Source organism: Streptomyces catenulae (genome assembly GCF_000718015.1).
Taxonomy (GTDB): Bacteria; Actinomycetota; Actinomycetes; order Streptomycetales; family Streptomycetaceae; genus Streptomyces; species Streptomyces catenulae.
Map to the genome: position 1 here is coordinate 15,399 of NZ_JODY01000046.1, position 24,696 is coordinate 40,094.

Here is a 24,696-nt window from a genome sequence, read left to right on the forward strand (position 1 = left end):
ATTTCGTGACCTCTGGGGTGCTGACAGCGGGCATCGCCGCAGGTAGCGTCGCGCCCGGCCCGCGGTTGTGGGCCGCGCCACTCCTTTACTCGGATCGTCCGGCACGTTCCTGCCGGTGAAGGGACACCTCATGGCTACGGTCACGTACGACCAGGCAACCCGTATCTACCCGGGTTCCGACAAGCCCGCCGTCGACAAGCTCGACATCGCCATCGAGGACGGGGAGTTCCTCGTCCTGGTCGGTCCGTCCGGCTGCGGCAAGTCCACCTCGTTGCGGATGCTGGCGGGGCTGGAGGACGTCGACGGCGGGGCGATCCGCATCGGCGACCGCGATGTCACGCATCTGCCGCCCAAGGACCGGGACATCGCCATGGTGTTCCAGAACTACGCGCTGTACCCGCACATGAGCGTCGCCGACAACATGGGCTTCGCGCTCAAGATCGCCGGGGTGCCGAAGGCGGAGATCCGGCAGAAGGTCGAGGACGCGGCGAAGATCCTGGACCTCACGGAGTACCTGGGGCGTAAGCCGAAGGCGCTCTCCGGTGGTCAGCGGCAGCGCGTCGCGATGGGCCGGGCGATCGTCCGGGAGCCGCAGGTCTTCCTGATGGACGAGCCGCTGTCGAACCTCGACGCCAAGCTCCGCGTCCAGACCCGTACGCAGATCGCCGGGCTCCAGCGCCGCCTGGGCATCACCACGGTGTACGTCACCCACGACCAGGTCGAGGCGATGACGATGGGCGACCGGGTCGCGGTCCTCAAGGACGGGCTGCTCCAGCAGGTCGACTCGCCGCGGAACATGTACGACCGGCCCGCGAACCTCTTCGTCGCCGGGTTCATCGGTTCACCGGCGATGAACCTCATCGAGGTGCCGATCGCCGACGGCGGGGTGAAGTTCGGCAACAGCGTGGTGCCGGTCGGCCGGGAGGCGCTGGCCACGGCGGCGGACAAGGGCGACACGACGGTGACCGTCGGCGTCCGGCCCGAGCACTTCGAGATCGTCGAGCAGAACGGCGCCGCCGCGTCGGCGCTGACGAAGGCGGCGTCGGACTCCCCCGCCGGTCTGGCCGTCACGGTCAACGTCGTCGAGGAGTTGGGCGCCGACGCGTACGTCTACGGGACCGTCGAGGTCGGCGGCGCGCCCAAGGACCTGGTCGTCCGGGTCAACGGCCGTCAGGTGCCGGAGAAGGGCACCACGCTGCACGTCGTCCCGCAGCCGGGCGAGACGCATGTCTTCTCGACGTCGTCGGGCGAGCGCCTGGCGGACTGACGCAAGGAGACCCGGGAGCGGGCCGGTTGCCGGTCGTGGCGTTCGTCCGCCGCGGCCGGCCACCGGCGTTCCCGGGGCCTTCGGCCGCCGCCGGAACGGGTACGGGCAACCGGGCGGCGAGGGGCGCGGAGAGACGTCCGCGCGCCCCCTTCGTCAACATCGCGCCCTCACCAACGGCCCCTCTCATCCCTCGATAAGGTGACGCAATGTCGCCATATCATCACCGCTCGCTACCATCGCGACCGTGAACTCCGCAGCCCGCCGTATCGGCAGAACTCTCGCCCTTGTCCTCCCCGTCGTCCTCGTGCTCTCCGGGACGCTCGCGGTCACCAGCGTGCCGTGGGCCTCGAAGTCGACGGACACACAGATGCTCACCGCGTCCAGCGGGAAGAGCCTCGCCAAGTCCGGGCCCCGCGCCCCGCAGGACGTCCTCCGCGACCGCCTGCTGCTCGAACTCCAGGAGAAGGACCCGGGGGTGGCCCTGACCCACCTCCAGCGGGCCACCACGGAGCGGCCGTCGCTCGCCAAGCACTGCACCTCCATCGCGCGGGCGCTGGGCCGGGCAGCCGTCGCCAAGTACGGCGCCGGGCACCGCGCGCAGGCGTTCTCCCGCCCCGTGTGCGACACCTCCTTCGCCTCCGGCGTCGCCACCGCCCCGTGACCCACCCTCGCACCGCATAGGGTGCGAACCATGACAGTCGCCCCGTATCCCTATCCGACACAGGCCGTTGTCCTGGCCGGTGGCCAGGGCTCGCGCCTGCGGCCGTACACCGATGACCGGCCCAAGCCGATGGTCGAGATTCCCGGCACGGGAACCCCGATCATCGGCCACCAACTCACCTGGCTCGCCGCCGAGGGCGTCACCGACGTGGTGGTCTCCTGCGGCCACCTCGCCCACGTCCTGGAGGAGTGGCTGGCCGGGGCCGAACTGCCGCTGAACGTCACGACCGTCGTCGAGACCGAGCCCCTCGGGCGCGGCGGCGGCCTCAAGTACGCGGCGGCGTCGCTGCCCCGCCCGGACGAGCCCTGGTACGCCACCAACGGCGACATCTGGACCCGCTTCCCGCTCACCGAGATGGCCGCCTTCCACCTCGAACGCGGCGCCGAGGCCACCTTGGCGCTGGCCCGGCCGCGTATCCCCTGGGGCGTCGTGGAGACCGACGAGTTCGGCCATGTCCTCGACTTCATCGAGGCGCCGCCGTCGCCGTACCTGATCAACGCCGGGGTGTACGTCTTCTCCGCCGCCTTCACCGCGCTGCTGCCGGACCGCGGCGACCACGAACGCACCACCTTCCCCCGGCTCGCCCGCGAACGGCGGCTGGCCGGATACCCCCTGCCGCACGGCGCGTACTGGCGCGCCATCGACACCACCAAGGACCTCACCGAAGCCGCCAAGGAGCTGGGCGCCACGGGCGGTTGAGCGCCGCGGTTTGCCGAAACGGCAAGTCCGTGTACGGGCCGCCGGGCGGCTGCCGCATCCTGGCGCGACCGACGCCCCCTCGGGAGGACCGATGCCCCAGCCCGTACCGTCACCGCAGTGGACCCACCGCCTGGTGGACACCCCGGACGGCCGTCTCCACCTCGTCGAACAGGGCAGCGGGCCGCTCGTCCTGCTGCTGCACGGCTTCCCGGAGTCCTGGTACTCCTGGCGCCACCAACTCCCCGCGCTCGCCGCGGCGGGCTACCGCGCCGCCGCCCTCGACCTGCGCGGCTACGGCCGCTCCGTCCGCCCCGCGGCCGTCGAGGCGTACGACATGGCGGCGCACGTCGCCGACAACGCCGCCGTGATCCGCGCCCTCGGCGCCGACGACGCGGTCCTCGTCGGCCACGACTGGGGCTCCCCGATCGCCGCGCACACCGCGCTGCTGCGGCCCGACGTCTGCTCCGCCGTGGCCCTGCTGAGCGTCCCGTACGCACCGCGCGGACCGGTCCGGCCGTCCGACGCCTTCGCGGCGCTCGGCGGCGACGAGGAGTTCTACGTCCGCTACTTCCAGGAGCCGGGCCGCGCCGAGGCGGAGATCGAGCCGGACGTCCGCGCCTGGCTCGCCGGTTTCTACGCCTCGCTCTCCGGCGACACGATGCCGCCGGACGGCTCCGCCGGCCACTTCTTCGTCCCGCCCGGCGGCCGCCTGAGCGACCGCTTCGTCCGCGACCGCACCCCGTCCTGGCTCGGCGAGAGCGAACTCGACTTCTACGCCGGTGAGTTCGCCCGTACGGGAGTGACCGGCGCGCTGAACCGCTACCGCAACGCCGACCGCGACTGGGCCGCCACCGCCGACCTGGAGGGCGCCCCGATCCCCCAACCGTCGCTCTTCATCGGCGGCACCCGGGACGCCTCCACCACCTGGCTCGCGGACGCCATCGCCGCCTTCCCCACCACCCTGCCGGGCCTGACCGCCACCCACCTCCTCGACGGCTGCGGCCACTGGGTCCAGCAGGAACGGCCGGACGAGGTGAACCGCCTGCTCCTGGAGTGGCTGCGGGGGCTGGACCCGGCCTGACGGGCGCCCGGCTCCCGGCACAGAGCGGCCCCCGCGGACGGAATCGCTCCGTCCGCGGGGGCCGCTCCCACGCTGCCGACCGGTCCCCTACGGGATCACCCCAGGAGACCGCCCAGGGCCCCGGTGTGCTCCTTCGGCTTGCCGGTCGCGCCGTCACCGGAGGAGCCGGTGGTCCCGCCGCCCGTGCCGCCGGACGGCTGCGCCGTGGTCGGCTCCGGGGCGCGGGTCGAGGCGGAGTGCTGCGGGGCGCCGGTGGTGGCGCCCGCGCCGGGCTGGTGACCGGCGCCGCTGGTCGCCCCGGCGGTCGGCGAGCTGCTGCCCGCGGGCGAGGACGGCGTGCCCGTCGGACCGGCGGTGTGCCCGGCGCCCGGCAGCGGCGTACCGGGGCGGTGCGGGGCCGCGGTCCGGGTCTGCTGCGGGTGGGTCGCCTGCCGGTGCGGGCTGGGCAGCGGCCGACCGGGGAGGTTGTTGATCGCCGGTTCGCCGGGCCGCGGTACGGACGTGACCGTCGCCGACCGTACGGCGCCGCCGAGCACCGAGCCGATCAGCAGCGTCAGCCCGGCGATCACCGCGGTCATCGCCGCGCCACGGCGCAGCACCCGGCGCCGCAGGTCGATGACGTCGACGCGGGGGCCGAGCCGCCGCCACGCCTCACCGGCCAGCCGGGCGTCGAGGGAGTACACCGGGGCGCCCGCGATGACCAGCGGGCTCCAGGCGGCGAGGTAGATGATGTCCGGCGCGTCGTACGCCGGGATGCTGTGCCAGGTGACGGTCATCAGCAGCACCGCGGAGAGCAGCGCGCCGACCGACGCGGCCAGCCGCTGCCACAGCCCGCAGATGGTCAGCACACCGACCACGACCTGGAGGAACGCAACGGTGAGCCCGGCGCCCACCGGGTGCGCCAGCGCGAAGTCGCGCAGCGGCACGGCGAGCGCCCACGGCTCCAGCGACGTCAGCCACTTCACCATCGAGCCGCGCTCGCCGCCGTCGAAGTAGACGGGGTCGCAGAGCTTGCCCATGCCCGCGTAGATCGAGATCAGGCCGAGGAAGATGCGCAGCGGCAGCAGGACGACGCCGAGGTTCATCCGGCGGCCCGGGTAGTAGGCGTGGCGGACGCTGTCGCCGCCGCGGCGCCGCTCGGCCGCGTAGCTCTCCCGCGCCTCGAAGCGGTCCGCGTCGCCGTCGCCCGCGTACGCGTCGTCGTAGGCGGCGTCGCGCGCGCCCGCGAACGCCTCCCGGTCGGCGCCGTACGGGTCGTACGGGCCGCCGCCGGGGCGCACCGGGCGCAGCAGCGTGGTGTCGGCGTCGGCGGGGGTGCGCTGGCCGATGACGGTGGGGCCGCCGTCGGCGGTCACCCGCGGCAGGATCTGCGTCGCCGCGGCGTCGTCGCCCTCGTCGGTGTCCAGGCCGATGCCGGAGGTGCGGACGGCGCGCAGGAGCTGGGTGGTGGCGCCGGCCGAGCCGCCCGGATCGGTGCGGCCGCTCCACACCACGGGCGCCCGGCGACCGCCGCCCCGCGCGCCGAGCACGGGGGCCCGGGCACCGGCCCTGGCCCGGCCCACGACGGGCGCGGCGAGCTGTACGCGGAAGCTGGCGTGGTTGACGATGACCTGCGCGGGATCGCACGGCACCTTGACCGAGCTCAGCGGCGGCTCGTCGTCGAAGCCCGGCGAGCGTCCCCCCGTAGGCATGCGGGGTGTTCTGGTGTCCACGCTCATCTAACCGAGTGACGAGCGGTTAAGACACTGCCTTGACCTGGCCGATCTGTCCGAGACCCGTCAAAAAATCACAGGATCGCCGGATGCCGCACGGAGCGTCACGCCTTGCCCTGTGACTCCGTGCGGCGAGGCCGCCGGACGCGGGCCACGGCCCGGCGCCCGGCGGGATGCGCTCAGCCGCGGCGGCGGGCCGCCTCCCACAGGACGACACCGGCGGCGACACCGGCGTTCAGCGACTCGGCGCCACCCGGCATCGGGATCCGCACCCGCACGTCACAGGTCTCGCCGACCAGCCGCGACAGGCCCTTGCCCTCGCTGCCGACGACGATCACGACCGGCCCGTCCAGCGCCTCGACGTCCTGCAGCTCCATCTCACCGTCGGCGGCCAGCCCGACGACCATGAGACCGGCCTTCTGGTACTGCTCCAGCGTCCGGGTCAGGTTGGTGGCACGGGCCACCGGCGTACGGGCCGCGGTGCCCGCCGAGGTCTTCCACGCACCGGCGGTCATCCCGGCCGCGCGGCGCTCCGGCACGACCACGCCGTGGCCGCCGAACGCGCAGACGGAACGGACGACCGCGCCCAGGTTCCGCGGGTCGGTGACGCCGTCCAGCGCCACGATCAGCGGCTCCTCGCCGTTGTCGAACGCGGCGGCCGCCAGGTCCTCGGGGTGCGCGTAGTCGTACGGCGGCACCTGGAGGACGAGACCCTGGTGGTTGAGGCCGTTGGTCATCCGGTCCAGCTCGGGGCGGGGCGCCTCCATCAGATTGATGTCGCCGCGCTGGGTGGCGAGCTGGAGCGCCTCGCGGACCCGCTCGTCGGAGTCGATGAACTGCTGGACGTAGAGGGTGGTCGCGGGCACGCCGTCGCGCAGCGCCTCGAAGACCGGGTTACGGCCGACGACCAGCTCGGCCGTGCCCTTCGCGCCGCCGCGCCGCGGGGCGGGACGGCGCGCCGCCACCTGCCGCGCCTTGGCGTTGGCGACCCGATTCTTGACATGTCCCTTGCGGGCGGAGGCGGGCGGCGTCGGGCCCTTGCCTTCGAGGCCCTTGCGCCGCTGGCCGCCGCTGCCCATCTGCGCGCCCTTCTTGTTGGACGTGCGGCGGTTCCTGCGCTGGCTGTTGCCGGCCATGGGTCACCCGTTTCTTCACTGCGCTCGACGTCTCGCGACGTGGAGTGGATACGTACGTATGGATTGAGTGTCGCCCGCGGCCGCCGGGGAGGGCGAATCCGGACGGCGGCCGGGGTGCCACGGCGACGGTGCCGCCGTGGCGTGCGACGAGGTCAGGGCAGCGCGGCGGTGCGGTGCCCGGGAGTGGTCACGACAGCGACCAGCGCGGACCCGACGGGGTGTCCTCGATGGCCAGACCGGAGTGCTGGAGCTGGTCACGGATGGCGTCGGCGGTGGCGTAGTCCTTCCGCCCCCGGGCGGCCTGCCGCTGGTCGAGCACGAGGCGGACCAGCGAGTCGACCACACCGTGCAGGTCCTCGCCGCGCTCCGCACCGCCGGACCAGCGCTCGTCGAGCGGGTCGAGACCGAGCACACCGAGCATCGCCCGCAGCTCCGCGAGGCGGGCGACCGCCGCCTCCTTGTCGTCGGCGGTCAGCGCGGAATTGCCCTGCCGGACGGTGGTGTGCACGATCGCCAGCGCCTGCGGGACGCCCAGGTCGTCGTCCATCGCCTCGGCGAAGGCCGGCGGCACCTCGGCGGCGGGCTCGACGGTCCCCGCCTTCTCCACCACACGCTGGACGAAGCCCTCGATCCGCGCGAACGCGGACTCGGCCTCGTGCAGCGCCTCCTCGCTGTACTCGATCATCGAGCGGTAGTGCGGGGTGCCGAGGTAGTAGCGCAGCACGATCGGACGCCACCGCTTGACCATCTCGCTGACCAGCACGGAGTTGCCCAGCGACTTGGACATCTTCTCGCCGCTCATGGTCACCCAGGCGTTGTGCGCCCAGTACATGGCGAAGTCGTCGCCGAACGCCTTGGCCTGCGCGATCTCGTTCTCGTGGTGCGGGAAGACCAGGTCGACGCCGCCGCCGTGGATGTCGAAGGCGCTGCCCAGGTACTTGTGCGCCATCGCGGAGCACTCCAGGTGCCAGCCGGGACGGCCGCGGCCCCAGGGCGTCTCCCAGCTGGGCTCGCCCTCCCTGGCCGCCTTCCACATCGCGAAGTCCTTCGGGTCACGCTTACCGGTCTCGCCCTCGCCGGACGGCTGCCGGAGGCTGTCCAGCTCCTGGTTGGACAGCTCCAGGTAGCCGGGGAAGGAGCGGACGTCGAAGTAGACGTTGCCGTCGGCGGCGTACGCGTGACCCCGCTCGATCAGGCCGCGCATCATCTCGATCATCTCGGGGATGTGGCCGGTGGCCCGCGGCTCGTAGGTCGGGCGGAGGCAGCCGAGCGCGTCGTACGCCTCGTTGAAGGCGACCTCGTTGGCGTACCCGATCGACCACCAGGGACGGCCCTGCTCGGCGGCCTTCTTGATGATCTTGTCGTCGATGTCGGTCACATTGCGGACGAACGTCACGTCGTAGCCGCGGTAGCTGAACCAGCGGCGCATGATGTCGAAGTTCAGGCCGGACCGGATGTGCCCGATGTGCGGGGCAGCCTGCACCGTCGCGCCACACAGGTAGATCGAGACACAGCCCGGAACGAGCGGGGTGAAGTCACGGATCTGCCGGGCGCTGGTGTCGTACAGGCGAATCGTCACGGAACCAGGGTAGTCGGAACGAGGGAGTGCCCTGTGCCCCCTGGGGCCCGCGGTCACCGAAGCGTGACACTCGCCCGATGTGCTCCGGATCGCCCGCCGCACCCGACGCCGCGCACCACCGTCCTCTCCCCCGTCTTTCCGGCCACCGGACACCGGCGCCGCACCGGCCGCCCGGTCAGAGGCGCTCGATCACCTTGTGCGGCGTGATCCGTATGATCACCCGCTCCTCGGGCCCCTCCGCCGCCGATTCCGGGGCGTACTCCGCGAAGTCCTTGCCGGTGTACTTCCGCGACACCGCGTCCAGCATCCTGCGGCCCTCGTCGGTGGTGAAGGTGACGGTGCCGCGGATCTCTGCGTAGGACTCCGGGGCGTCGGCGGGCTGGACGAGGACGCCGACGCGGGGGTCGCGGCGGAGGTTCCGCGCCTTGCGTCGGCCGCGGGTGGTGGAGATCAGCAGCTCCTCGCCGTCCCGCTGCACCCAGACCGGGGAGAGCTGCGGGCTGCCGTCCGGCTGGAGCGTGGCGACGGTCACGACGACGGGGCTGTCGAGGAGCTTCTTGAGGGCGTCGGAGAAGGTGGCGGTCACGGGAGGGCCTTCCTGAAACTCGGTCCGGCGGTGAACACTCCGTAGCTTCCCCCACATCTCCACCGCCCACCGCTCTTCCCGCCGTTCTCAGGGAGATGCCGGGGCTCCCCGTAGGGGCCGCCCGCCCCGACCGGCGGGCCGCCTCCGGCACCTCCCCTACGGGTTCACGCCGTACGGACCACCAGCGCGGTCGCCACCGCCGCGAGCCCCTCCGCACGGCCGGTGAGACCGAGACCGTCCGAGGTCGTGCCGGAGACCGAGACCGGCGCCCCGACGGCGGCGGACAGCGCCCGCTGCGCCTCGTCCCGCCGCTTGCCGACCTTCGGCCGTACGCCGATGACCTGCACGGAGACGTTGCCGATGGCGAACCCTTCGGCCCGTACGATGCGCGCCGCCTCGGCGAGCAGGGTCACACCGGAGGCACCGGACCACTCGGGGCGGTCGGTGCCGAAGTGCGCGCCGAGGTCGCCGACCCCGGCGGCGGAGAACAGCGCGTCACAGGCGGCGTGCGCGGCCACGTCACCGTCGCTGTGCCCGGCGAGACCGTACTCGGCGCCCTCCCACAGCAGCCCGGCGCACCACAGCTCCCGCCCCCGCTCGAAGGCGTGGACGTCGGTGCCGATCCCGACGAGCGGCATCCCGGGCACCCCGACGACGCCCTCCGCCCCGGACCGCTCGACCGGCTCAGACATACCCATCAGTGGCCCTCCTACGGGCGAGTACGGCCTCGGCCAGGACGAGGTCCAGCGGCCGGGTCACCTTGAACGCTTCCTCATGGCCGGGGACGACGACGACCGGCGCCCCGAGCCGTTCCACCAGACCCGCGTCGTCGGTGGCGCCCTCGCCCTCGACGACCGTGTCGTGCGCCTTGAGCAGGGTCTCCCGGTCGAAGCCCTGCGGCGTCTGCACGGCGCGCAGCAGCGCCCGCTCCGGGGTGCCGGTCACCGGCTCCGCCTCACCCTTGGGGCGCGGTTCGACCCGCTTGACGGTGTCGGCGAGCGGCAGCGCCGGGACGACCGCCGGGGCTCCGGAGCGGACCGCGGCGATCACCGCGTCGACGGTGTCGACGGGCACCAGCGGTCGCGCGGCGTCGTGCACGAGGACCACGTCGACGTCGTCGGGGAGCGCGTCGAGCCCGCGGCGCACCGACTCCTGGCGGGTCTCGCCGCCGGGCACCACCAGCAGTTCGGCGCGGCCGAAGGAGTGCTCGTCGAGGAGGGCGCGCACCTCGGGCGCGCCGTCCGGCGGGGCGACCACGACGACGAGGGAGACGGCGCGGGACGCGGCCATCGCGCGGACCGCGTGGACCAGCATCGGAGTGCCGCCGAGGGTCCGTAGCGCCTTGGGGGCACCGGGTCCGAGACGGACACCGCGACCGGCCGCGGGGATCACCGCGGCGGTACGGATCGGGCGGGAGGGATCTGGCATCGAGGGCTCCGGAGTCCGGGGGTTCCCGGAATTGGGGCAGACAGGTTTGTTGTCGCGGCCGACGTGGGTATGGCCTCACCGTGCCGGGCGCCACGCCTCAACCGCCCCTTCCGTGACAGTGGTCGAGGCTGTTGTCCGAGCCCGGCACACCACTTCGCCGTCCGGCAGGCGTCAGCCGTCCCGGGATCGGCCGCGCGGGGCGCAGATATGCCGCAGCGCCCGGCAACAGATCCTCCCGGAGGGGATCGTCATCGGGCACCGCGGCATCACTGCGTGCTCACTGCTGCGGCGCGTCGTGCGCGCCGCTCACCACGCCGGTCCGTCCGTGACGTCGCACGGAGCGCTACGGCGCGGTCTGCGCGTCGTCAGGACGCGAGGACCTCGTCGAGCAGGGCCTCGGCCTTGTCTTCGTTGGTGTTCTCCGCGAGGGCGAGCTCGCTCACCAGGATCTGGCGTGCCTTGGCGAGCATGCGCTTCTCACCGGCGGACAGTCCGCGCTCACGCTCCCGGCGCCAGAGATCGCGCACCACTTCGGCGACCTTGATCACGTCACCGGAGGCGAGCTTCTCAAGATTCGCCTTGTAACGACGGGACCAGTTCGTCGGCTCTTCGGCGTACGGTGCACGCAGCACCTCGAAGACCCGGTCCAGCCCGTCCTGGCCGACCACATCGCGCACACCGACGAACTCCGCATTGTCCGCCGGTACGCGAACCGTAAGATCGCCCTGGGCGACCTTCAGCACCAAGTAGGTCTTGTCCACGCCTTTGATCTGGCGAGTTTCGATGGCCTCGATCAGCGCGGCCCCGTGATGGGGATAGACCACGGTGTCGCCAACCTTGAACGTCATGTGACAGGTACCCCTTCCGTGGCTATCCATGCTAACACGGGAACGGACCGTTCTGAATGGCGTTTTCGCAGGTCAGGGCATATCTCGGGGCTTGACAACAGCGGCCGCGTCGTGCTGCACAGGGGGGCGGAATGCAGGTATCCGCAGGTGAGAGGTGTTTCTCCGGTGAAGGGAAACGTGCCCGCGACGAGCCCGGAAGCACCCGCCCGACAGGGCGAAAGGTCCACTTTGTACCGATCCGTATGAGCGACTTCCGCTACTCCGTTCGGACTCTGTCGATCTCTCGGACGGGTTTCTGGAATTGATCACCTTCGGGTGTGCGGACCCGGTGATCAATTCTGTGGTCGGACGGTTTTCCCGGCGAATACTTCTTTCGTCGGGGAACGGCACGGATTCCGGCCGCCCGACCTCGGTAACTCGCTCTCCGTGCATATTCCCGTCACAAACCACCCGCCGTCGCACCCCGTGGAAGACACATGTGGAGGGGGTGGCTCCGGAGGGTCGGGGTGGCCCGTGATCGCTCTGGGGGCGGGTCGGGTGCGGCGGCGCGAAGGCGGCTCGGTAACCTAGCGGCGCTGACACACCCTTAGGGCGGCTTTACGCACCCGTCGATCATGACGCGTACGCTGCGCCGCCCAGCCGTCCATCCGCGACCGGACGCCGTTCGGCCGCCGAAGCTCGTCCAAGGAGATGCCGCCGCCGTGAGCCGCAGCCTTCGACGCGGCGTCCTCGCCGCCACCGTCCTCACGCTCTCCATCGCCTCGCTCTCCGCGTGCAGCGCGGGGAACGACGCCCAGACGCTGGAGATCAAGCCGGACAACGCCGAGACCTCCGTCGGTGACATCAAGGTCCAGAACGCCAACGTCGTCACCCAGCCCGACCTGAAGGCCAAGGGCCCGGCCGTGATCACCGCGACGGTGTTCAACAACGGCGTCAAGGACCAGAAGCTCGACTCCATCTCCCTGCCCGGCACCGGCCAGAGCGCCGAGCTGAGCCCGGCGAAGGGCGCCGCCAAGGGCCCCCTCACCGTGCCCGCCGGTGGTTACCTGGTGCTCGGTGGCAAGGGCAACGCCTCGGCGGTCCTGGCCAACGGCCGGGAGGCCGCGCAGGACGGTAACGCGCAGCCGGTCACCTTCTCCTTCAGCCGCACCGGCAAGGTCCAGATCCCGGCGCTGGTCGTCCCCGCGCACGGTTACTTCAAGGACTTCGGTCCCGAGGTCGTCCCGCAGCCCGGCACCACGCCGACCGGGACCGGCCAGCCCTCCGAGAGCGGCAAGCCCTCGGAGTCGGGGAAGCCGTCGGAGTCCGGCAAGCCCACCGAGTCGGGTCAGCCCGGTGCGCCCGCCGGTCACGACGAGGCGCACTCCGGCCACTGAGCCGCCGCCCGTACAACGCCGCTGGGGCGCTCCTCCGATCCGGAGGGGCGCCCCAGTGGCGTTGTACGGGGCCGCCCCGGAGGGCGGCCGGTCCGGTCACGGCTCGAACTTGTAGCCCAGTCCGCGGACGGTGACGAGGTAGCGCGGGGCGCCCGGGTCCGGTTCGATCTTGGCCCGGAGCCGCTTGACGTGGACGTCCAGCGTCTTGGTGTCGCCCACGTAGTCGGCGCCCCAGACGCGGTCGATCAGCTGCATACGGGTCAGCACCCGGCCGGCGTTGCGCAGCAGCATCTCCAGGAGGTCGAACTCCTTGAGGGGCAGGTCGACCTTGCCGCCGCCGACGGTCACGACGTGCCGGTCGACGTCCATCCGGACCGGACCGGCCTCCAGGGCCTGCGGGGTGACCTCCTCCGGCTCGCCGCGGCGGCGCAGCACCGCGCGGATCCGGGCGACCAGCTCGCGCGAGGAGAACGGCTTGGTGACGTAGTCGTCGGCTCCTATTTCCAGGCCGACGACCTTGTCGATCTCGCTGTCCTTGGCGGTCACCATGATGACCGGGACGTTGGAGCGGCCCCGCAGCTGGCGGCAGACCTCGGTGCCGGGCAGGCCCGGCAGCATCAGGTCGAGCAGGACCAGATCGGCGCCGTTGCGCTCGAACTCGTCCAGGCCGTCGGGGCCCGTCGCCGCGATGGCGACCTCGAAGCCCTCCTTGCGGAGCATGTACGACAGTGCGTCGCTGAACGATTCCTCGTCCTCGACGACGAGCACTCGGGTCACGGAAGGACCTCCGGGGCGGGGTGAGCAGGAAGTGGATCGTTGAAGGTCTCGTACGGACGGTCCTCGTCGTCGAGGCCCTCCGCAGCGGTGCGGTCGTCGGGGCGTTCGCGGTCGCGTACGGCACCGGCTTCCGGGAGACGCAGGGTGAAGGTGGAGCCCTGTCCCTCAGCGCTCCACACGGTGACCTCTCCGCCGTGGGAGGCGGCCACGTGTTTGACGATGGCGAGGCCGAGGCCGGTCCCGCCGGTGGCGCGCGAGCGCGCCGGGTCCACGCGGTAGAACCGCTCGAAGATGCGGTCCCGGTCCTTCTCGGAGATGCCGATGCCCTGGTCGGTCACGGCGATCTCGATCAGGTCGCCGCCGGGCGCGGACACCCGGCGGGCGGCGATGCCGACGCGGGTGTGCGCCGGGGAGTAGTTGACGGCGTTCTCGACGAGGTTGCCGAGGGCGGCGGCGAGCTGACCGCGGTTGCCCCAGATGTGCAGGTCGGGGACGGGCAGCGGGCGCCGTCCGGTCTCGCTCTCCGCGGTGGCGCCGGAGGGCACGCCCATGTTGGAGGCCATGGTGATCTGCTTCGTACCGGCCGGTTGGCGGCAGCGGTCCATCGCCTCGGCGACGAGTTCCTTGACCGCCACCGGCTCGGCGTCCTCCAGCGGGTCGTCGTTCTGCACCCGGGAGAGGTCGATCAGCTCCTGGACGAGGTTGGTGAGGCGGGTGGCCTCGTTCTGCATCCGGCCGGCGAAGCGGGTGACGGCCTCGGGGTCGTCGCTGGCGTCCATCACCGCCTCGGAGAGCAGGGAGAGCGCGCCGACCGGGGTCTTCAGCTCATGGCTGACGTTGGCGACGAAGTCCCGGCGGACCGCCTCGATGCGGCGCGCCTCGGTGAGGTCCTCGACGAGGAGGAGCACCAGCCGGGAGCCGAGCGGGGCGACGCGGGCGGAGACCGCGAGGGTGTCGCCGCGGCCGGTGCCGCGGCGTGGCAGATCCAGCTCGACCTGGCGTATCTCGCCGTCGCGGCGGGTGTCGCGGGTCATCTGCATCATCGGTTCGACGGCGAGCTTCCCGCCGCGGACCAGCCCGAGCGCGTACGCGGCGGAGCTGGCCTTGACGACGGCGTCGGACTCGTCGAGCACGACGGCGGAGGAGCGGAGGACGGAGAGCACGGTGTCGACGCCGGGCGGCAGGACCGCGTCGGTGTGCAGGGAGGTGCGGGTGGGCTTGACCTGGTCCCGCTCGCTCCAGCGGAACGCCAGCATGGCGAAGACGCCGGTCCCCAGACCGGCGACAGCTGCCACTGCGGCGAAGGCCGCGTCCACGTTCATGACTCCAGGTTATGCGGCAGGTCCGACACTTCCCCAGCCGTCCGGGTGTCTGCTCGAACACCCGTCGCCCAGAGTTCACCGTGGCGTCAGGAGTGGTTCATTCCGGCGGTCGCGAATCGGCCGTTCGGGGCGCTTCCCGGCCATTCAGACACCGTCGGGCGCCCCGGACGGTCCTCGGACGCTCCCCCGGAAGGGGCACGTCACAGGCGTACGCCGCTGCTCGGAGGGGGATCCGGGCGTCCGCTCCGGCCGTGGCCGCGTCGCCCAGAGTTCACCTTGAGGCCGTCCCCGCTTCACCCCCGGTGGCACCGCTCTTCGTGATGCCCGCGCACTGTGAGCCGTGCGGATGCGGGCGCGCAGCGGTCCCGCGGCGGCGCACGGCCGTGGTGCCGGGGCAGTCCGCCGGAGGCAGCACTTCCGGTGTCCGTGCCGGATCCGGTGTCCGGACTTGCTCCGGGTCCGCCCGGGGCCCCCTTCCCCGGGCCCCGGGCGGCCGGTGGGCTCTTCGCGGAGTCCGGTCCGTCCGCACACCGTCCGTGGGAGCGTGGGAGCGGAACGTGTGTGCGCACCGTCCGCGCCCCCGTTCGCCCACGTCACCAGTCGATGCGAGAGAAGGTCACAGATGCGGGACGCGTACCACGAGGAGCTGGATTCGATCGGCGAGGGCCTGGTCGAGATGGCTCGGCTCGTCGGCTCCGCGATCGGGCGCGCCACCACGGCGATCCTGGACGCGGACCTCAAGCTGGCCGAGAGCGTGATCGCCGCCGACGAGAAGGTCGACGACCTCCAGCGCGATCTGGAGGCCCGGGCGATAACCCTCCTGGCGCGGCAGCAGCCGGTCGCCACCGATCTGCGGATCGTCGTCACCTCGCTGCGGATGAGCGCCGACCTGGAGCGCTCCGGCGACCTCGCCCAGCACGTCGCGAAGCTGGCCCGGCTGCGCTTCCCGGAGACGGCCGTCCCGCGTGACCTGCACGCCACCATCCTGGAGATGGGCCAGCTGGCGCAGCGCCTGATGGCGAAGGCGGGCGAGGTCATCATCACCAAGGACGTCGATCTGGCGCTCCAGCTGGAGCAGGACGACGACGCGATGGACCGGCTGCACCGGGCGCTCTTCCAGCACCTGATGGACGACCGCTGGAAGCACGGCATCGAGACGGCCGTCGATGTGACGCTGCTGGGCCGCTACTACGAGCGGTTCGCCGACCACGCGGTCTCGGTGGCGAAGCGGGTCGTCTATCTGGTGACCGGTGAGCACGCCGACGAGATCGCCCCGCCGACGGGCGTCGAGGGCGCCTGATCCGGCCGGGTGCGGCGGACGCGGACGGGCCCGGAAGCGGTCGGCGGCGTGCGCGGGCGCCGGTCCGCCGGGGCCGGGTGCCGGTGGCGTGCGCCGGGGCCGTGTGCCTCCGCGCGCCGTTGACGCGCCGCGGTGCGCGGGCTTGGAATGGCGGCAGGTGATCCAGAGGAGGCATGTCATGGCACGCACGGAGAACCACGAGACGACGGCCCGCACCGAGCAGGTCCCCGGCGAACGGCCGCGCCTGCCGCTGCTCGGCGCATGCGGCTGCGGCGCCGGGTGCAGCTGCGGCTGCCAGGGCGGCGCGCCCTGCCAGTGCGGCGGATCCTGCGGCTGACCCTCGGGCGGCCGCCCTTCGAGGCACGACCGGCCCCGTACGCCTTCGGGTGTGCGGGGCTTCGTGCTGGGGTCCTGCGGTGAGGCTCCTGTGAGGCTCCGCGGTCCAGGTGGCGCCGTCCAGCGAAAGGGCGGGAAGGGCGGCCACCCTCCGTCCCTCGCTATGTGCTGGCAGTAGAGTGCCAGCCGCAGAAAGGAAAGAGGTATCGCGGGTGCAGACGAGCGGCAGCCAAGATTCCGAATTTTACCACCGTACGTCCGGAGAGCCACACCGCCCTTAAAGCGTTGGCGCCTAGCCGTCGATGGGCAGCCGACAGCGATAGCCAGGGCGGCGCCTGCAGCGCGCAGCAGATACCTTCAGATCGATGAGCGACAAGGGGCCCTCCAGCGGGCTCGCCATACAGGAAGTTCCACGTCCGGCCATAAAGCACGAGCATCGGCTGGGATCTCTGGGCCCCTACCGGCCACCAGCCACAGAAAACGACCGATGGGTTTATTACGTCAAGCCCATTGCACAAAGACTACGGTGAACCATAGAGTTCAGCCGTGCAGAGTTCCGAGCTTTCCGTACAGGGGCAAAACCTTCAGACCCTTTACAACCTCTACGTCAACAAGAGGTTGGCCGTCAACCGTCGATATCAACGTAAGCTCGTATGGAGCGTTGAAGAGAAAGTGAAGCTCATCGATTCCGTAATCGATGAGCTCCCCATTCCTTTGATCCTTCTGGCGCAGCGCAAGAGGGGAGGGGTCGAGACTTATGAAATCATCGACGGACTGCAGCGTCTGGACGCCTTCTTCTCCTTCATGGAGAACAAGTTCTCCTACAACGGAAAGTATTTCGATCTCGACACCATCGGCGACACAAAGGCCCGCCTCGATGCATCTGAGATCACCCAGGGAGAAGATAAACTCTCCCGCTCCGAATCCCTGGCGATCGCCAATTACCAGATCCCTGTTTCGATCTACCGAGATGCTTCCGCATCATCTATCGATGAAGTTTTTCGACGCATCAATAGCGGAGGCAGGAGGCTAAGCCTTCAAGAAATTCGACAGGCTGGCGTTCTAGGGTCTCTCGCCGATGTCGTCAGGCGTTCGAGTGCATCGATTCGCGGTGACGGAACATTTTCCGAATCCGTCATCCTGAACGCTATGGACAAACTTTCCATCTCTCGCCGTGGACTTGATTACGGGCTCTCCCTGGAAGACATGTTCTGGGTTCGACATGACATTGTGGCGCAGGAGGACATCAGATCTTCAGGCGATGAAGAGATGGTCCTCGATCTCGTGCTAGATGCCGTCATCCGGCCATGGCCCACAAGTGGGTGGCAGAACCGCGATGTGGCTTACGGAATCCAGCGGAGAATCCGCACCGCCTCGCCCGAGGATGTGAATGCGGCGATCGACAAAGTCGGGGTAGAGGAACTACACCAACGGATCCTATCCGTCGTCGGCCTGATCAATGACGTGATGAGCGGTCATGGGTCGCTGGGACGCCACATGGTTAAGCTGGAAACCTACGAGAAGGGTACCCAGCGGCAGTTCCAGGCAGTTTTCGCAGCACTATATTCACTGACCTTTGAAGACGGCATGGTGCCAAAATCCCACGATGCCGTCCGCACGGTACTGGACGATTTTTGGGGGCGCAAGGGTCTTTCCATTCCCACAGGCGGCAGTTCCTGGGGGCGAGAGAAGAAGAAATCTCTGTACCCAAGCGTGAAGAAGAATCTTAAGAAGGCATTCTACAAGCCAGATCTCCAGCGAGCCGCTACTCAACTCAACTCGCGCATGTATGTGGAATCACTTCTACAGGGGCCGGTAACAGAAGAGCCTTTGATCGAACTGAAGCAGGGATTCTGCGTCCTCTCAAGTCCCCCTGTAGAGGATGCCGAACTCTTCGAACAGATAATGCAGACCGCCGTCGGAATGGCCAATCAAGGGAAGAGCGCAGAAGGACTCATTTTGATCGGCATTGCAGATAAGCCATCTGCAGCCAATCGAATTGAGCAAATCTTCAACGTCAAGCCTTTGGCAATCCACAGCCATCTTGCCGTCGGAACCCTTGAGCAGATTAACCACCTCGGGTACGACATCGACAGCTGGTGGCGGAGGTGGCAGGAGAAGATTCAGACCTCCAAACTATCGAAGGAATTCGCAAACAGCTTGGCCCATACTTTCAGGCCAGTCTACTACGATGAATTGCTGCTGTGGGAGATGAAGCCTAAGTCTGTCGGTAAGCCGATCACCTACGACGGGCGATTCTTTGTGAGGATCGGAAGCTCCACTCGGGAGATGACCGCAGACGACTTCCTCAGTCACATGACACTGCACTTCTCTTAGGAATTCCCTAGAAACTGCCCAGATCACGCATTTCCTGCACTGGTTGCAAAATCCTTCGGCGGGCGGACGATTTATCCGTACCAGGGTTAGGCGAAGCGGAGAATTAGCCTAATTTTACGTACAGGGGAAACCTTTTCCGTACAGAGGGCTCCTGCCAGCAAGAAGCGCTGACAGGAGCCCTCTGTACGGAGAATTACTTCTTCTTCCCCTGGTTCTTCACCGCTTCGATGGCGGCCTTGGCGGCCTCCGGGTCGAGGTAGGTGCCGCCCGGGGTGACGGGCTTGAAGTCGGCGTCCAGCTCGTAGGAGAGGGGGATGCCGGTGGGGATGTTGAGGCCCGCGATGTCGGCGTCGGAGATGCCGTCGAGGTGCTTGACCAGCGCGCGGAGGCTGTTGCCGTGGGCCGCGACCAGGACCGTCTTCCCGCTCAGCAGGTCGGGGACGATGCCGTCGAACCAGTACGGGAGCATCCGGACGACGACGTCCTTGAGGCACTCGGTCCGCGGGCGCAGCTCCGGCGGGAGGGCGGCGTAGCGCGCGTCGTCGAACTGGGAGTACTCGGCGTCGCGGGCGAGGGCCGGCGGCGGGGTGTCGTACGAGCGGCGCCACTTCATGAACTGCTCCTCGCCGAACTCGGCGAGGGTCTGCGCCTTGTCCTTGCCCTGGAGGGCGCCGTAGTGGCGCTCGTTCAGGCGCCAGCTGCGGTGGACGGGGATCCAGTGGCGGTCGGCGGACTCCAGGGCCAGCTGCGCGGTGCGGATGGCGCGCTTCTGGAGGGAGGTGTGCACGACGTCGGGGAGCAGACCGGCGTCCTTGAGCAGCTCTCCGCCGCGGACCGCCTCCTTCTCGCCCTTCTCGTTGAGGTTGACGTCCACCCAGCCGGTGAACAGGTTCTTCGCGTTCCACTCGCTCTCGCCGTGGCGGAGCAGGATCAGCTTGTACGGTGCGTCGGCCATGTCTTCGAGCCTAATCGACGCCCGTCGGGGGAACGCCCCGAGGCCGGGCCGGGCGGGGAGCGGCGCCCCGGGCCACCGCCGGGCCGAAGCCGCAGGTGGGCGAGGGGGCGGGCGGCCGTGGCGGGTACGGGCGGCGGGGCGCGGGGCCGGGTGCGGGCGCCCCCGGGTGGCCGGGGCTTCCGCCGGTCCGGGGTGCCCGGGGCGGGCCGCGTGCGCCGGGGGCGCACGGCCGGTGGCGCCCGCCCCCGGAACGTTTGACGGTTCCCGTCAATTCGTTGGCCGTGGCGTCGGAACGCTCAGTAGTTTTCCGGACGGTGGCGGCGCCCGGTGGGGGCGCCGCCGGTCCGGTCGGATGCCGTGCGCGGCGCCGCCGTCGTCCGTTCCACGTCGGGGGAGACAGACATGCCCGCAGCTTCGCGGTTCGCCAGGGCGCTGCCCGCGAGTTTCTCCGGTCTTCCGGCACCGTTCTGGTGGCTGTGGACCAGCACCCTGATCAACCGCCTCGGCGGGTTCGTCGCCACCTTCCTCGCCCTCTATCTGACCGTCGAGCGCGGCTACTCCGCCTCGTACGCGGGGCTGGTCGGCGCGCTCTACGGGCTCGGCGGGGTGGTCGGGTCCATCGGGTCGGGGGTGTTGACGGACCGGGTCGGGCGGCGACCGACGATGCTGCTGTCGCAGCTGGCGACCGCCGGGTCGGTGGCGACGCTCGGGTTCATGACGCATCCGGTGGCGATCGCGGTGCTGGCGGGCGCGGTCGGCGCCGCCTCCAGCGCCTCGCGGCCCGCCGTGCAGGCGATGATGGCGGACATCGTCGCGCCCGAGGACCGCACCCGCGCCTTCGCGCTCAACTACTGGGCGATCAACATCGGCTTCGCCGTCTCCTCGACGGCTGCCGGACTGATCGCCGAGCACGGCTATCTGCTGCTCTTCCTCGGCGAGGCGGCGCTCGTCCTGGTCTGCGCGCTGGTGGTGTACCGCAAGCTGCCGGAGTCCCGTCCGCGGATGGCGGAGGCGGGCGCCGGGACGGGGGAGGCGCCCGCGCGGGTGTCGATGCTGACGGTGGCGCGCGACGGCCGCTTCATGACGGTCGTCGGGCTCAACCTCCTCCTCGCCCTCCTCTTCCAGCAGGCGTATGTGTCGCTGCCGGTGTCGATGGGCCGCGACGGGTTCGGCAGCGGCGACTTCGGGCTGGTCATCGCGGTCAACGGCGCGCTGATCGTGCTGCTCCAGATACCGGTCACCCGCTTCATCGAGCACCGCAGCCCCGCCGCGCTGCTGATCGGCTCCGCGCTGCTGGCCGGGTACGGCTTCGGGCTCACCGCGGTCGGCGGTTCGGTCGCGGTGTACGCGGTGACGGTCGCCGTCTGGACGCTCGGCGAGATCATCAACTCCCCCACCCAGATGGGCCTGGTGGTCCGCCTCTCGCCCACCCACGGGCGCGGTCGCTACCAGGGCATGTACTCCCTGTCGTGGTCGGTCGCCTCGCTCACCGCGCCGCTGGTCGGCGGCACCGTCATCGACCACTACGGGCCGCGGGTCCTGTGGGCGGGCTGCGCCGTCGTCGGTACCGGCGCGGCGGTCGGCTACGCGCTGCTGCTGCGCCGCCTGCCCGGCACCGGCGTCTCACAGCCGCAGCGCACGCTGCGCGTCGTAAAGGTTGGGCGGGAGGACCGCGCCCGGGTGGCCGTACCGCTCGGTGCGGGTGCGCAGGGGTCCGGTGAAGTCGGGGGTGTCGATCTGGCCGAACGGGCGGACCTCGCTGATCGCGACGGTCGCGCTGCAGGGGGCGATGTCGTCGAGCCGTACGCAGCCGGCCCGGTGGTTGGTGACGGTGATGTTCCAGTGGGTGAAGCGGGCGCCGTAGAGCGGTCCGGCGCTGCCGTCGCCGCCGTGCGCCCCGTCGTTGGTGACGGTGATGTCCGTACGGACGTTGCCGAACGGCAGTCCGCGGTGGGTGTCGAAGGTGCCCATCGCCATCCGGCCCCGTGACCAGACGTTGTGGCTGGACAGCCCCTCGACGTTGATGCCGTGCAGTTGGGTGCCGGGTGGCGCCGGGACGGTGCGGCGGTCGAGGGTGAAGTCCTCGACGAGGTTGTCGTGCGAGCCCTCGCGGCAGCAGTACGGGTGGTGGCTGCCGCGCCCGGAGACGCGGGTGCGGCGCAGGGTGCACGCCTTGGCGGCGACGAGCAGGAAGCCGTTGTCGGCGTGGCGGACGTGGACGTCGTCGACCCAGCAGTCCCAGGCGCACTGGAGCGCGACGCCGTTGTAGCCCTTGTCGAGGAGGTGCGGGGACTGCGGCGTCTCGGTCATCTCCAGGGTGAGCGCCTCGACCCCGGCGCCGGTCAGCGGCGTGATGTGGGTGGTGAGGCGGGGCCGGAAGGCGGGGCGGGCGTCGAGCGGCAGCGGGCGGTCGAGGGTGATGCGGCGGTGTCGGGGGTCGACGGCGGTGACCCGGCAGGGCCACTCGTAGGGGACGTACGAGGTGAGCTTGGTCTTGTCGTCCCAGGAGTAGGTGGCCGCGCCCGGGATGTCGCCGCTCATGTGGCGCAGCAGGGTGTGGTCGGCGTCGTCGGAGAGCTGGAGCAGGACGCGGGCGCCGGGGTGCAGGGCGGAGGTGTCGGCGACGGTGAGGGTGCGGTCGCCGCGGCGGGCGGGGCGGACGGTGGTGAGGGTGCGCCAGGCGTCGCGGCGGTTGCCGGTCCACCCCTCGAACGGCCAGTCCCGCGCCCTGATCGCGTCCGTCAGCGACTCCCAACGGGCCTGCGGGCAGAGCCAGATGAGGCCGCCCGCCCAGGACCAGCTGGATTTGTCGCCGCCGTAGCGGCTGCCGTACGGACCGAGGAGGTCGGTGAGGCTGCGGGTGGCGTGCACCGTGGTGCGGCCGCTGCCCGCGCCGCGCAGGACGACGCCGTCGTGGCCGATGCGGAGGAGGGAGTCGATGCGGTAGGTGCCCGGCGGGAGGTGGACGGTGCCGCCGCCGCGCCGCCCGGCGTCCCGCAGCGCGCGGTTGAGGGCCGGGGCGGCGTCCGCGGAGCCGTCGGGGCGGACGCCGTAGTCCCGGACGGCGTCGGCCACTACGGGACGCCGGGGAAGGGCGGCGCCGCCGCGGTATCCGGCGCGGCCCACGTAGGGGATCTGCGGGTGGGTGAAGGGGTTGCGGGTGAACTCCCGCCAGAGGGCGGCCGGGCGGCCCGCCGCGCCCGGGGGTGCGGCGGGCACGGTGCCGGGTGGCAGGGCCGCCGCCGCGGCGGCGCCGATCGCGCCGCCGAGCAGCCCTCGTCTCGTGGTCGCCATGCGTCCCGCCCTCCCACGTATACGTATGTGATCGGTGTTCAGGTTGCTGACGGCGTGAGGATCCCACGGGTCATGGACGGACGGAAGGGGGCCGACGCACCCTGGCGTTCGGGTCCGTGGGCGCGCTGTCGGGGTGGCCACGCCCGCGATACGGGTGTCAGCCCCCTCGCGCCCGGCCCGGCGGGTCCACGATGCTGACCACGGGTCCGCGGCACCGCCGCGGTCACCGGTGGAGTGCGTACGGGGGCCCGGCGCCGGGCCGGGGCGGCACGGGGCGCCGGGAACGCTCTTCGGGCACGCCGTACACCGAGGCGGAGGGAGACGGGACGGATGGATACGACCGAGCAGCAGGTGATCCGGCGGGCGGCGACGGTGGCCGCCGCGGTCATGACGGCCAGTCTGATCGTGGGGGTGGCCGTCGGCACCGGCGGGCCGGGCGGCGGACACCGCGGGCCCGGCGGGGCCGACCGGCCGGTGACCACGGTGCATTCGACGGGCTCGATGAAGCCCGTGGGGGCGACCGGGACGGCCGACCGCGACGCGCCACCGGTCGGCGCCCGGGCCCGCACCCCGGACACCGGGTCCTTACGCCTCCTCACGGGGAACACCGGACCGGCGGCGCCGGGTACCCCCGGGGGCACGGTGCGGGCCGACGCCCCCTGGGGCACGCGGCCGGATGCCGCGCCCGGACCGGTGCGGATGCGGCTGCCCGCGCCGACCGGCGCCCACCCGGTGGGCATCACCACCTTCCCGGTCACCGACCGGCGGCGGCCCGACCCCTGGATGGCCGGGCGGTCCCGGGAGCTGATGGTCAGCGTCCGCTACCCGGCGCGCGCCGGTGCCCGGCTCTTCCCACGGGCCCCGCAGATGCTCCCGGGCGAGGCGGCCGGATTCGACGAGCTGAACACCTTTACGCCGCACGTACCCGCGGGCAAGGTCGACTGGGCGGCCACCGCGACCCACGCCCACGAGGGCGCCCCGCCCGCCCCGCACCACGGGCGGCTGCCGGTGCTGCTGTACTCCCCCGGCGCCTTCGACCCGCGGGCCCTCGGCAGCACCCTCTGCGACGAACTGGCCTCCCGCGGCTATGTGGTGGTGAGCGTCGACCACACCTACGAGGCGCCCGCCGTGGAGTTCCCCGGCGGCCGGGTGGTGCGCAGCCTCCTGCCCGCGGAACTGGCCCGCGCGCAGAAGGAGAACCGGGTGCCGGAGCTGCTGCGGAAGGTCTCGGACGTCCGCGCCGACGATCTCCGGTCCGTACTGGACGCGTTGGGGCGCCCCGACGCCGCGCGCGCCCTGCCGGACGGGCTGCGCGGGGCGCTGGACCTCGGCGCGGTGGGGGCGTTCGGGCAGTCCGCGGGCGGGTTCACCGCGGCCCTGGCGCTGCACGACGATCCGCGGGTGAAGGCCGCGGTGAACATGGACGGGGTGATGGGATACACCCAGAAGGATGACGATCCGAGGAATCCGTCCCGCGTGGGAACGGACGGCGTGAACCGCCCGTTGCTCCTTCTGGGAATGGACGGGGACAACCGTCACACCGTCGCCTCGTGGGGCGCCACCTGGGCACACAGCTCGGGCCCGCTGCGGGGGTTCATGCTGAAGGGGAGCCGGCATGCGAGTTATACCGACGGGCAGTCACTGATCCCGCAGATCGCGCGATCACTGAAGCTGCCGCAGGACGACATCACGGCACTGATCGGCACGGTCCCGCCCCGGCGCGCGGTGGCCGCGGAGAAGGCGTACGTCTCGGCGTTCTTCGAACGATGGCTGCGCGGACGCGACGACGGCGGACTCCTGGACGGCGATTCGACGCGGTATCCGGAGATGCGGTTCGTGCCGTAGGGAGTGCGCCGGGGCCGGTTGCGGTGTGGGGCGTCCGGCGTGGGGCGCGTGGCCGAGGAGGGGTGGGGTGGGTGGCTGTCTCTTATACACATCTCCG

Annotated in this window: 20 protein-coding genes and 1 pseudogene; 10 read left to right on the plus strand and 11 right to left on the minus strand. The window is 71.1% G+C overall.

The window, feature by feature from the left end:
* Positions 1-130 precede the first annotated feature (130 nt).
* The 4 genes from IF23_RS0128675 (at position 131) to IF23_RS0128690 (ending at position 3,768) form a co-directional block, all read left to right on the plus strand.
* Positions 131-1,267 (plus strand): ABC transporter ATP-binding protein, encoded by a 1,137-nt coding sequence (locus IF23_RS0128675; protein WP_030288805.1) that lies wholly within the window; start codon positions 131-133, stop codon positions 1,265-1,267.
* Positions 1,268-1,511: 244 nt separating this feature from the next.
* The gene (locus IF23_RS0128680) at positions 1,512-1,928 is read left to right on the plus strand and encodes a hypothetical protein (RefSeq protein ID WP_030288807.1); all 417 of its coding nucleotides are present in this window, start codon (positions 1,512-1,514) and stop codon (positions 1,926-1,928) included.
* A 30-nt stretch (positions 1,929-1,958) separates the two neighbouring features.
* Complete coding sequence (locus tag IF23_RS0128685) at positions 1,959-2,687, plus strand: nucleotidyltransferase family protein (protein WP_030288809.1); 729 nt, start codon at positions 1,959-1,961, stop codon at positions 2,685-2,687.
* Positions 2,688-2,778: 91 nt separating this feature from the next.
* Positions 2,779-3,768 (plus strand): alpha/beta fold hydrolase, encoded by a 990-nt coding sequence (locus IF23_RS0128690; RefSeq protein ID WP_037680093.1) that lies wholly within the window; start codon positions 2,779-2,781, stop codon positions 3,766-3,768.
* A gap of 95 nt (positions 3,769-3,863) precedes the next feature.
* On the opposite strand, the gene IF23_RS0128695 is transcribed toward IF23_RS0128690, so the two are convergent.
* The 7 genes from IF23_RS0128695 to IF23_RS0128725 all read right to left on the minus strand — a co-directional run bounded on the left by IF23_RS0128695 (position 3,864) and on the right by IF23_RS0128725 (position 11,057).
* On the minus strand, positions 3,864-5,459 hold the full coding sequence (locus IF23_RS0128695) for a DoxX family protein (protein WP_051739954.1): 1,596 nt from the start codon (positions 5,457-5,459) through the stop codon (positions 3,864-3,866).
* Positions 5,460-5,659: 200 nt separating this feature from the next.
* Positions 5,660-6,616 (minus strand): 23S rRNA (guanosine(2251)-2'-O)-methyltransferase RlmB, encoded by a 957-nt coding sequence (gene rlmB, locus IF23_RS0128700; protein ID WP_030288815.1) that lies wholly within the window; start codon positions 6,614-6,616, stop codon positions 5,660-5,662.
* Between the two features lie 187 nt (positions 6,617-6,803).
* Positions 6,804-8,195 carry a cysteine--tRNA ligase gene (gene cysS, locus IF23_RS0128705; protein WP_030288816.1) on the minus strand — a complete coding sequence of 464 codons (1,392 nt, stop codon included), beginning with the start codon at positions 8,193-8,195 and terminating at the stop codon, positions 6,804-6,806.
* 175 nt (positions 8,196-8,370) lie between these two features.
* A complete protein-coding gene (locus IF23_RS0128710; RefSeq protein WP_030288817.1) occupies positions 8,371-8,781 on the minus strand; it encodes a PPOX class F420-dependent oxidoreductase in 411 nt (136 codons plus the stop codon).
* Positions 8,782-8,945: 164 nt separating this feature from the next.
* A complete protein-coding gene (ispF, locus tag IF23_RS0128715) occupies positions 8,946-9,479 on the minus strand; it encodes a 2-C-methyl-D-erythritol 2,4-cyclodiphosphate synthase (RefSeq protein WP_425423893.1) in 534 nt (177 codons plus the stop codon).
* Positions 9,466-10,209: a 2-C-methyl-D-erythritol 4-phosphate cytidylyltransferase gene (gene ispD / locus IF23_RS0128720; RefSeq protein ID WP_030288819.1), complete on the minus strand. Its 744-nt coding sequence runs from the start codon at positions 10,207-10,209 to the stop codon at positions 9,466-9,468. Before ispD ends, ispF begins: the two co-directional genes overlap by 14 nt.
* A 365-nt stretch (positions 10,210-10,574) precedes the next feature.
* On the minus strand, positions 10,575-11,057 hold the full coding sequence (locus IF23_RS0128725; protein ID WP_003953493.1) for a CarD family transcriptional regulator: 483 nt from the start codon (positions 11,055-11,057) through the stop codon (positions 10,575-10,577).
* 701 nt (positions 11,058-11,758) lie between these two features.
* Here IF23_RS0128725 and IF23_RS0128730 point away from each other — a divergent pair.
* A complete protein-coding gene (locus IF23_RS0128730) occupies positions 11,759-12,433 on the plus strand; it encodes a copper chaperone PCu(A)C domain-containing protein (RefSeq protein ID WP_030288820.1) in 675 nt (224 codons plus the stop codon).
* A 96-nt stretch (positions 12,434-12,529) separates the two neighbouring features.
* Here the strand turns inward: IF23_RS0128730 and phoP are convergent, their stop codons facing one another.
* Positions 12,530-13,201, minus strand: coding sequence for a two-component system response regulator PhoP (phoP, locus tag IF23_RS0128735; protein ID WP_467605373.1), 672 nt, complete (start codon positions 13,199-13,201; stop codon positions 12,530-12,532).
* Between the two features lie 5 nt (positions 13,202-13,206).
* Positions 13,207-14,532, minus strand: a complete 1,326-nt coding sequence (gene phoR, locus IF23_RS0128740) for a two-component system sensor histidine kinase PhoR (RefSeq protein WP_030288824.1) — start codon at positions 14,530-14,532, stop codon at positions 13,207-13,209.
* 622 nt (positions 14,533-15,154) lie between these two features.
* On the opposite strand from phoR, the gene phoU reads away from it, so the two are divergent.
* The 3 genes from phoU (at position 15,155) to IF23_RS33210 (ending at position 18,505) form a co-directional block, all read left to right on the plus strand.
* A complete protein-coding gene (gene phoU, locus IF23_RS0128745; protein WP_030288826.1) occupies positions 15,155-15,832 on the plus strand; it encodes a phosphate signaling complex protein PhoU in 678 nt (225 codons plus the stop codon).
* A gap of 178 nt (positions 15,833-16,010) precedes the next feature.
* On the plus strand, positions 16,011-16,169 hold the full coding sequence (locus IF23_RS34240) for a hypothetical protein (protein WP_157848096.1): 159 nt from the start codon (positions 16,011-16,013) through the stop codon (positions 16,167-16,169).
* Positions 16,170-16,714: 545 nt separating this feature from the next.
* Positions 16,715-18,505 (plus strand): GmrSD restriction endonuclease domain-containing protein, encoded by a 1,791-nt coding sequence (locus IF23_RS33210; RefSeq protein WP_078654331.1) that lies wholly within the window; start codon positions 16,715-16,717, stop codon positions 18,503-18,505.
* Between the two features lie 193 nt (positions 18,506-18,698).
* Here the strand turns inward: IF23_RS33210 and IF23_RS0128760 are convergent, their stop codons facing one another.
* Positions 18,699-19,460 (minus strand): phosphoglyceromutase, encoded by a 762-nt coding sequence (locus tag IF23_RS0128760; protein WP_030288829.1) that lies wholly within the window; start codon positions 19,458-19,460, stop codon positions 18,699-18,701.
* 402 nt (positions 19,461-19,862) lie between these two features.
* Between IF23_RS0128760 and IF23_RS33215 the strand changes: the two are divergent.
* Positions 19,863-21,032 (plus strand): annotated as a pseudogene (locus tag IF23_RS33215) (MDR family MFS transporter); the annotation flags it as partial.
* 51 nt (positions 21,033-21,083) lie between these two features.
* Here IF23_RS33215 and IF23_RS35695 read toward each other — a convergent pair.
* The gene (locus IF23_RS35695) at positions 21,084-22,754 is read right to left on the minus strand and encodes a glycosyl hydrolase family 28-related protein (protein WP_030288833.1); all 1,671 of its coding nucleotides are present in this window, start codon (positions 22,752-22,754) and stop codon (positions 21,084-21,086) included.
* A gap of 330 nt (positions 22,755-23,084) precedes the next feature.
* Here IF23_RS35695 and IF23_RS0128775 point away from each other — a divergent pair, with 330 nt between their 5' ends.
* Positions 23,085-24,599, plus strand: coding sequence for an alpha/beta hydrolase family protein (locus IF23_RS0128775; protein WP_245655146.1), 1,515 nt, complete (start codon positions 23,085-23,087; stop codon positions 24,597-24,599).
* Positions 24,600-24,696 lie beyond the last annotated feature (97 nt).

Excerpts from the sequence above, each read along its gene's own strand:
- IF23_RS34240 (WP_157848096.1), top strand. The coding sequence starts at position 16,011 with ATGGCACGCACGGAGAACCACGAGACGACGGCCCGCACCGAGCAGGTC.
- IF23_RS0128685 (WP_030288809.1), top strand. The coding sequence starts at position 1,959 with ATGACAGTCGCCCCGTATCCCTATCCGACACAGGCCGTTGTCCTGGCC.
- phoR (WP_030288824.1), bottom strand. The coding sequence starts at position 14,532 with ATGAACGTGGACGCGGCCTTCGCCGCAGTGGCAGCTGTCGCCGGTCTG.
- IF23_RS0128690 (WP_037680093.1), top strand. The coding sequence starts at position 2,779 with ATGCCCCAGCCCGTACCGTCACCGCAGTGGACCCACCGCCTGGTGGAC.
- ispF (WP_425423893.1), bottom strand. The coding sequence starts at position 9,479 with ATGGGTATGTCTGAGCCGGTCGAGCGGTCCGGGGCGGAGGGCGTCGTC.
- IF23_RS0128695 (WP_051739954.1), bottom strand. The coding sequence starts at position 5,459 with ATGCCTACGGGGGGACGCTCGCCGGGCTTCGACGACGAGCCGCCGCTG.
- phoU (WP_030288826.1), top strand. The coding sequence starts at position 15,155 with ATGCGGGACGCGTACCACGAGGAGCTGGATTCGATCGGCGAGGGCCTG.
- ispD (WP_030288819.1), bottom strand. The coding sequence starts at position 10,209 with ATGCCAGATCCCTCCCGCCCGATCCGTACCGCCGCGGTGATCCCCGCG.
- rlmB (WP_030288815.1), bottom strand. The coding sequence starts at position 6,616 with ATGGCCGGCAACAGCCAGCGCAGGAACCGCCGCACGTCCAACAAGAAG.
- IF23_RS0128675 (WP_030288805.1), top strand. The coding sequence starts at position 131 with ATGGCTACGGTCACGTACGACCAGGCAACCCGTATCTACCCGGGTTCC.
- IF23_RS0128760 (WP_030288829.1), bottom strand. The coding sequence starts at position 19,460 with ATGGCCGACGCACCGTACAAGCTGATCCTGCTCCGCCACGGCGAGAGC.
- IF23_RS0128725 (WP_003953493.1), bottom strand. The coding sequence starts at position 11,057 with ATGACGTTCAAGGTTGGCGACACCGTGGTCTATCCCCATCACGGGGCC.
- IF23_RS0128775 (WP_245655146.1), top strand. The coding sequence starts at position 23,085 with ATGGATACGACCGAGCAGCAGGTGATCCGGCGGGCGGCGACGGTGGCC.
- IF23_RS35695 (WP_030288833.1), bottom strand. The coding sequence starts at position 22,754 with ATGGCGACCACGAGACGAGGGCTGCTCGGCGGCGCGATCGGCGCCGCC.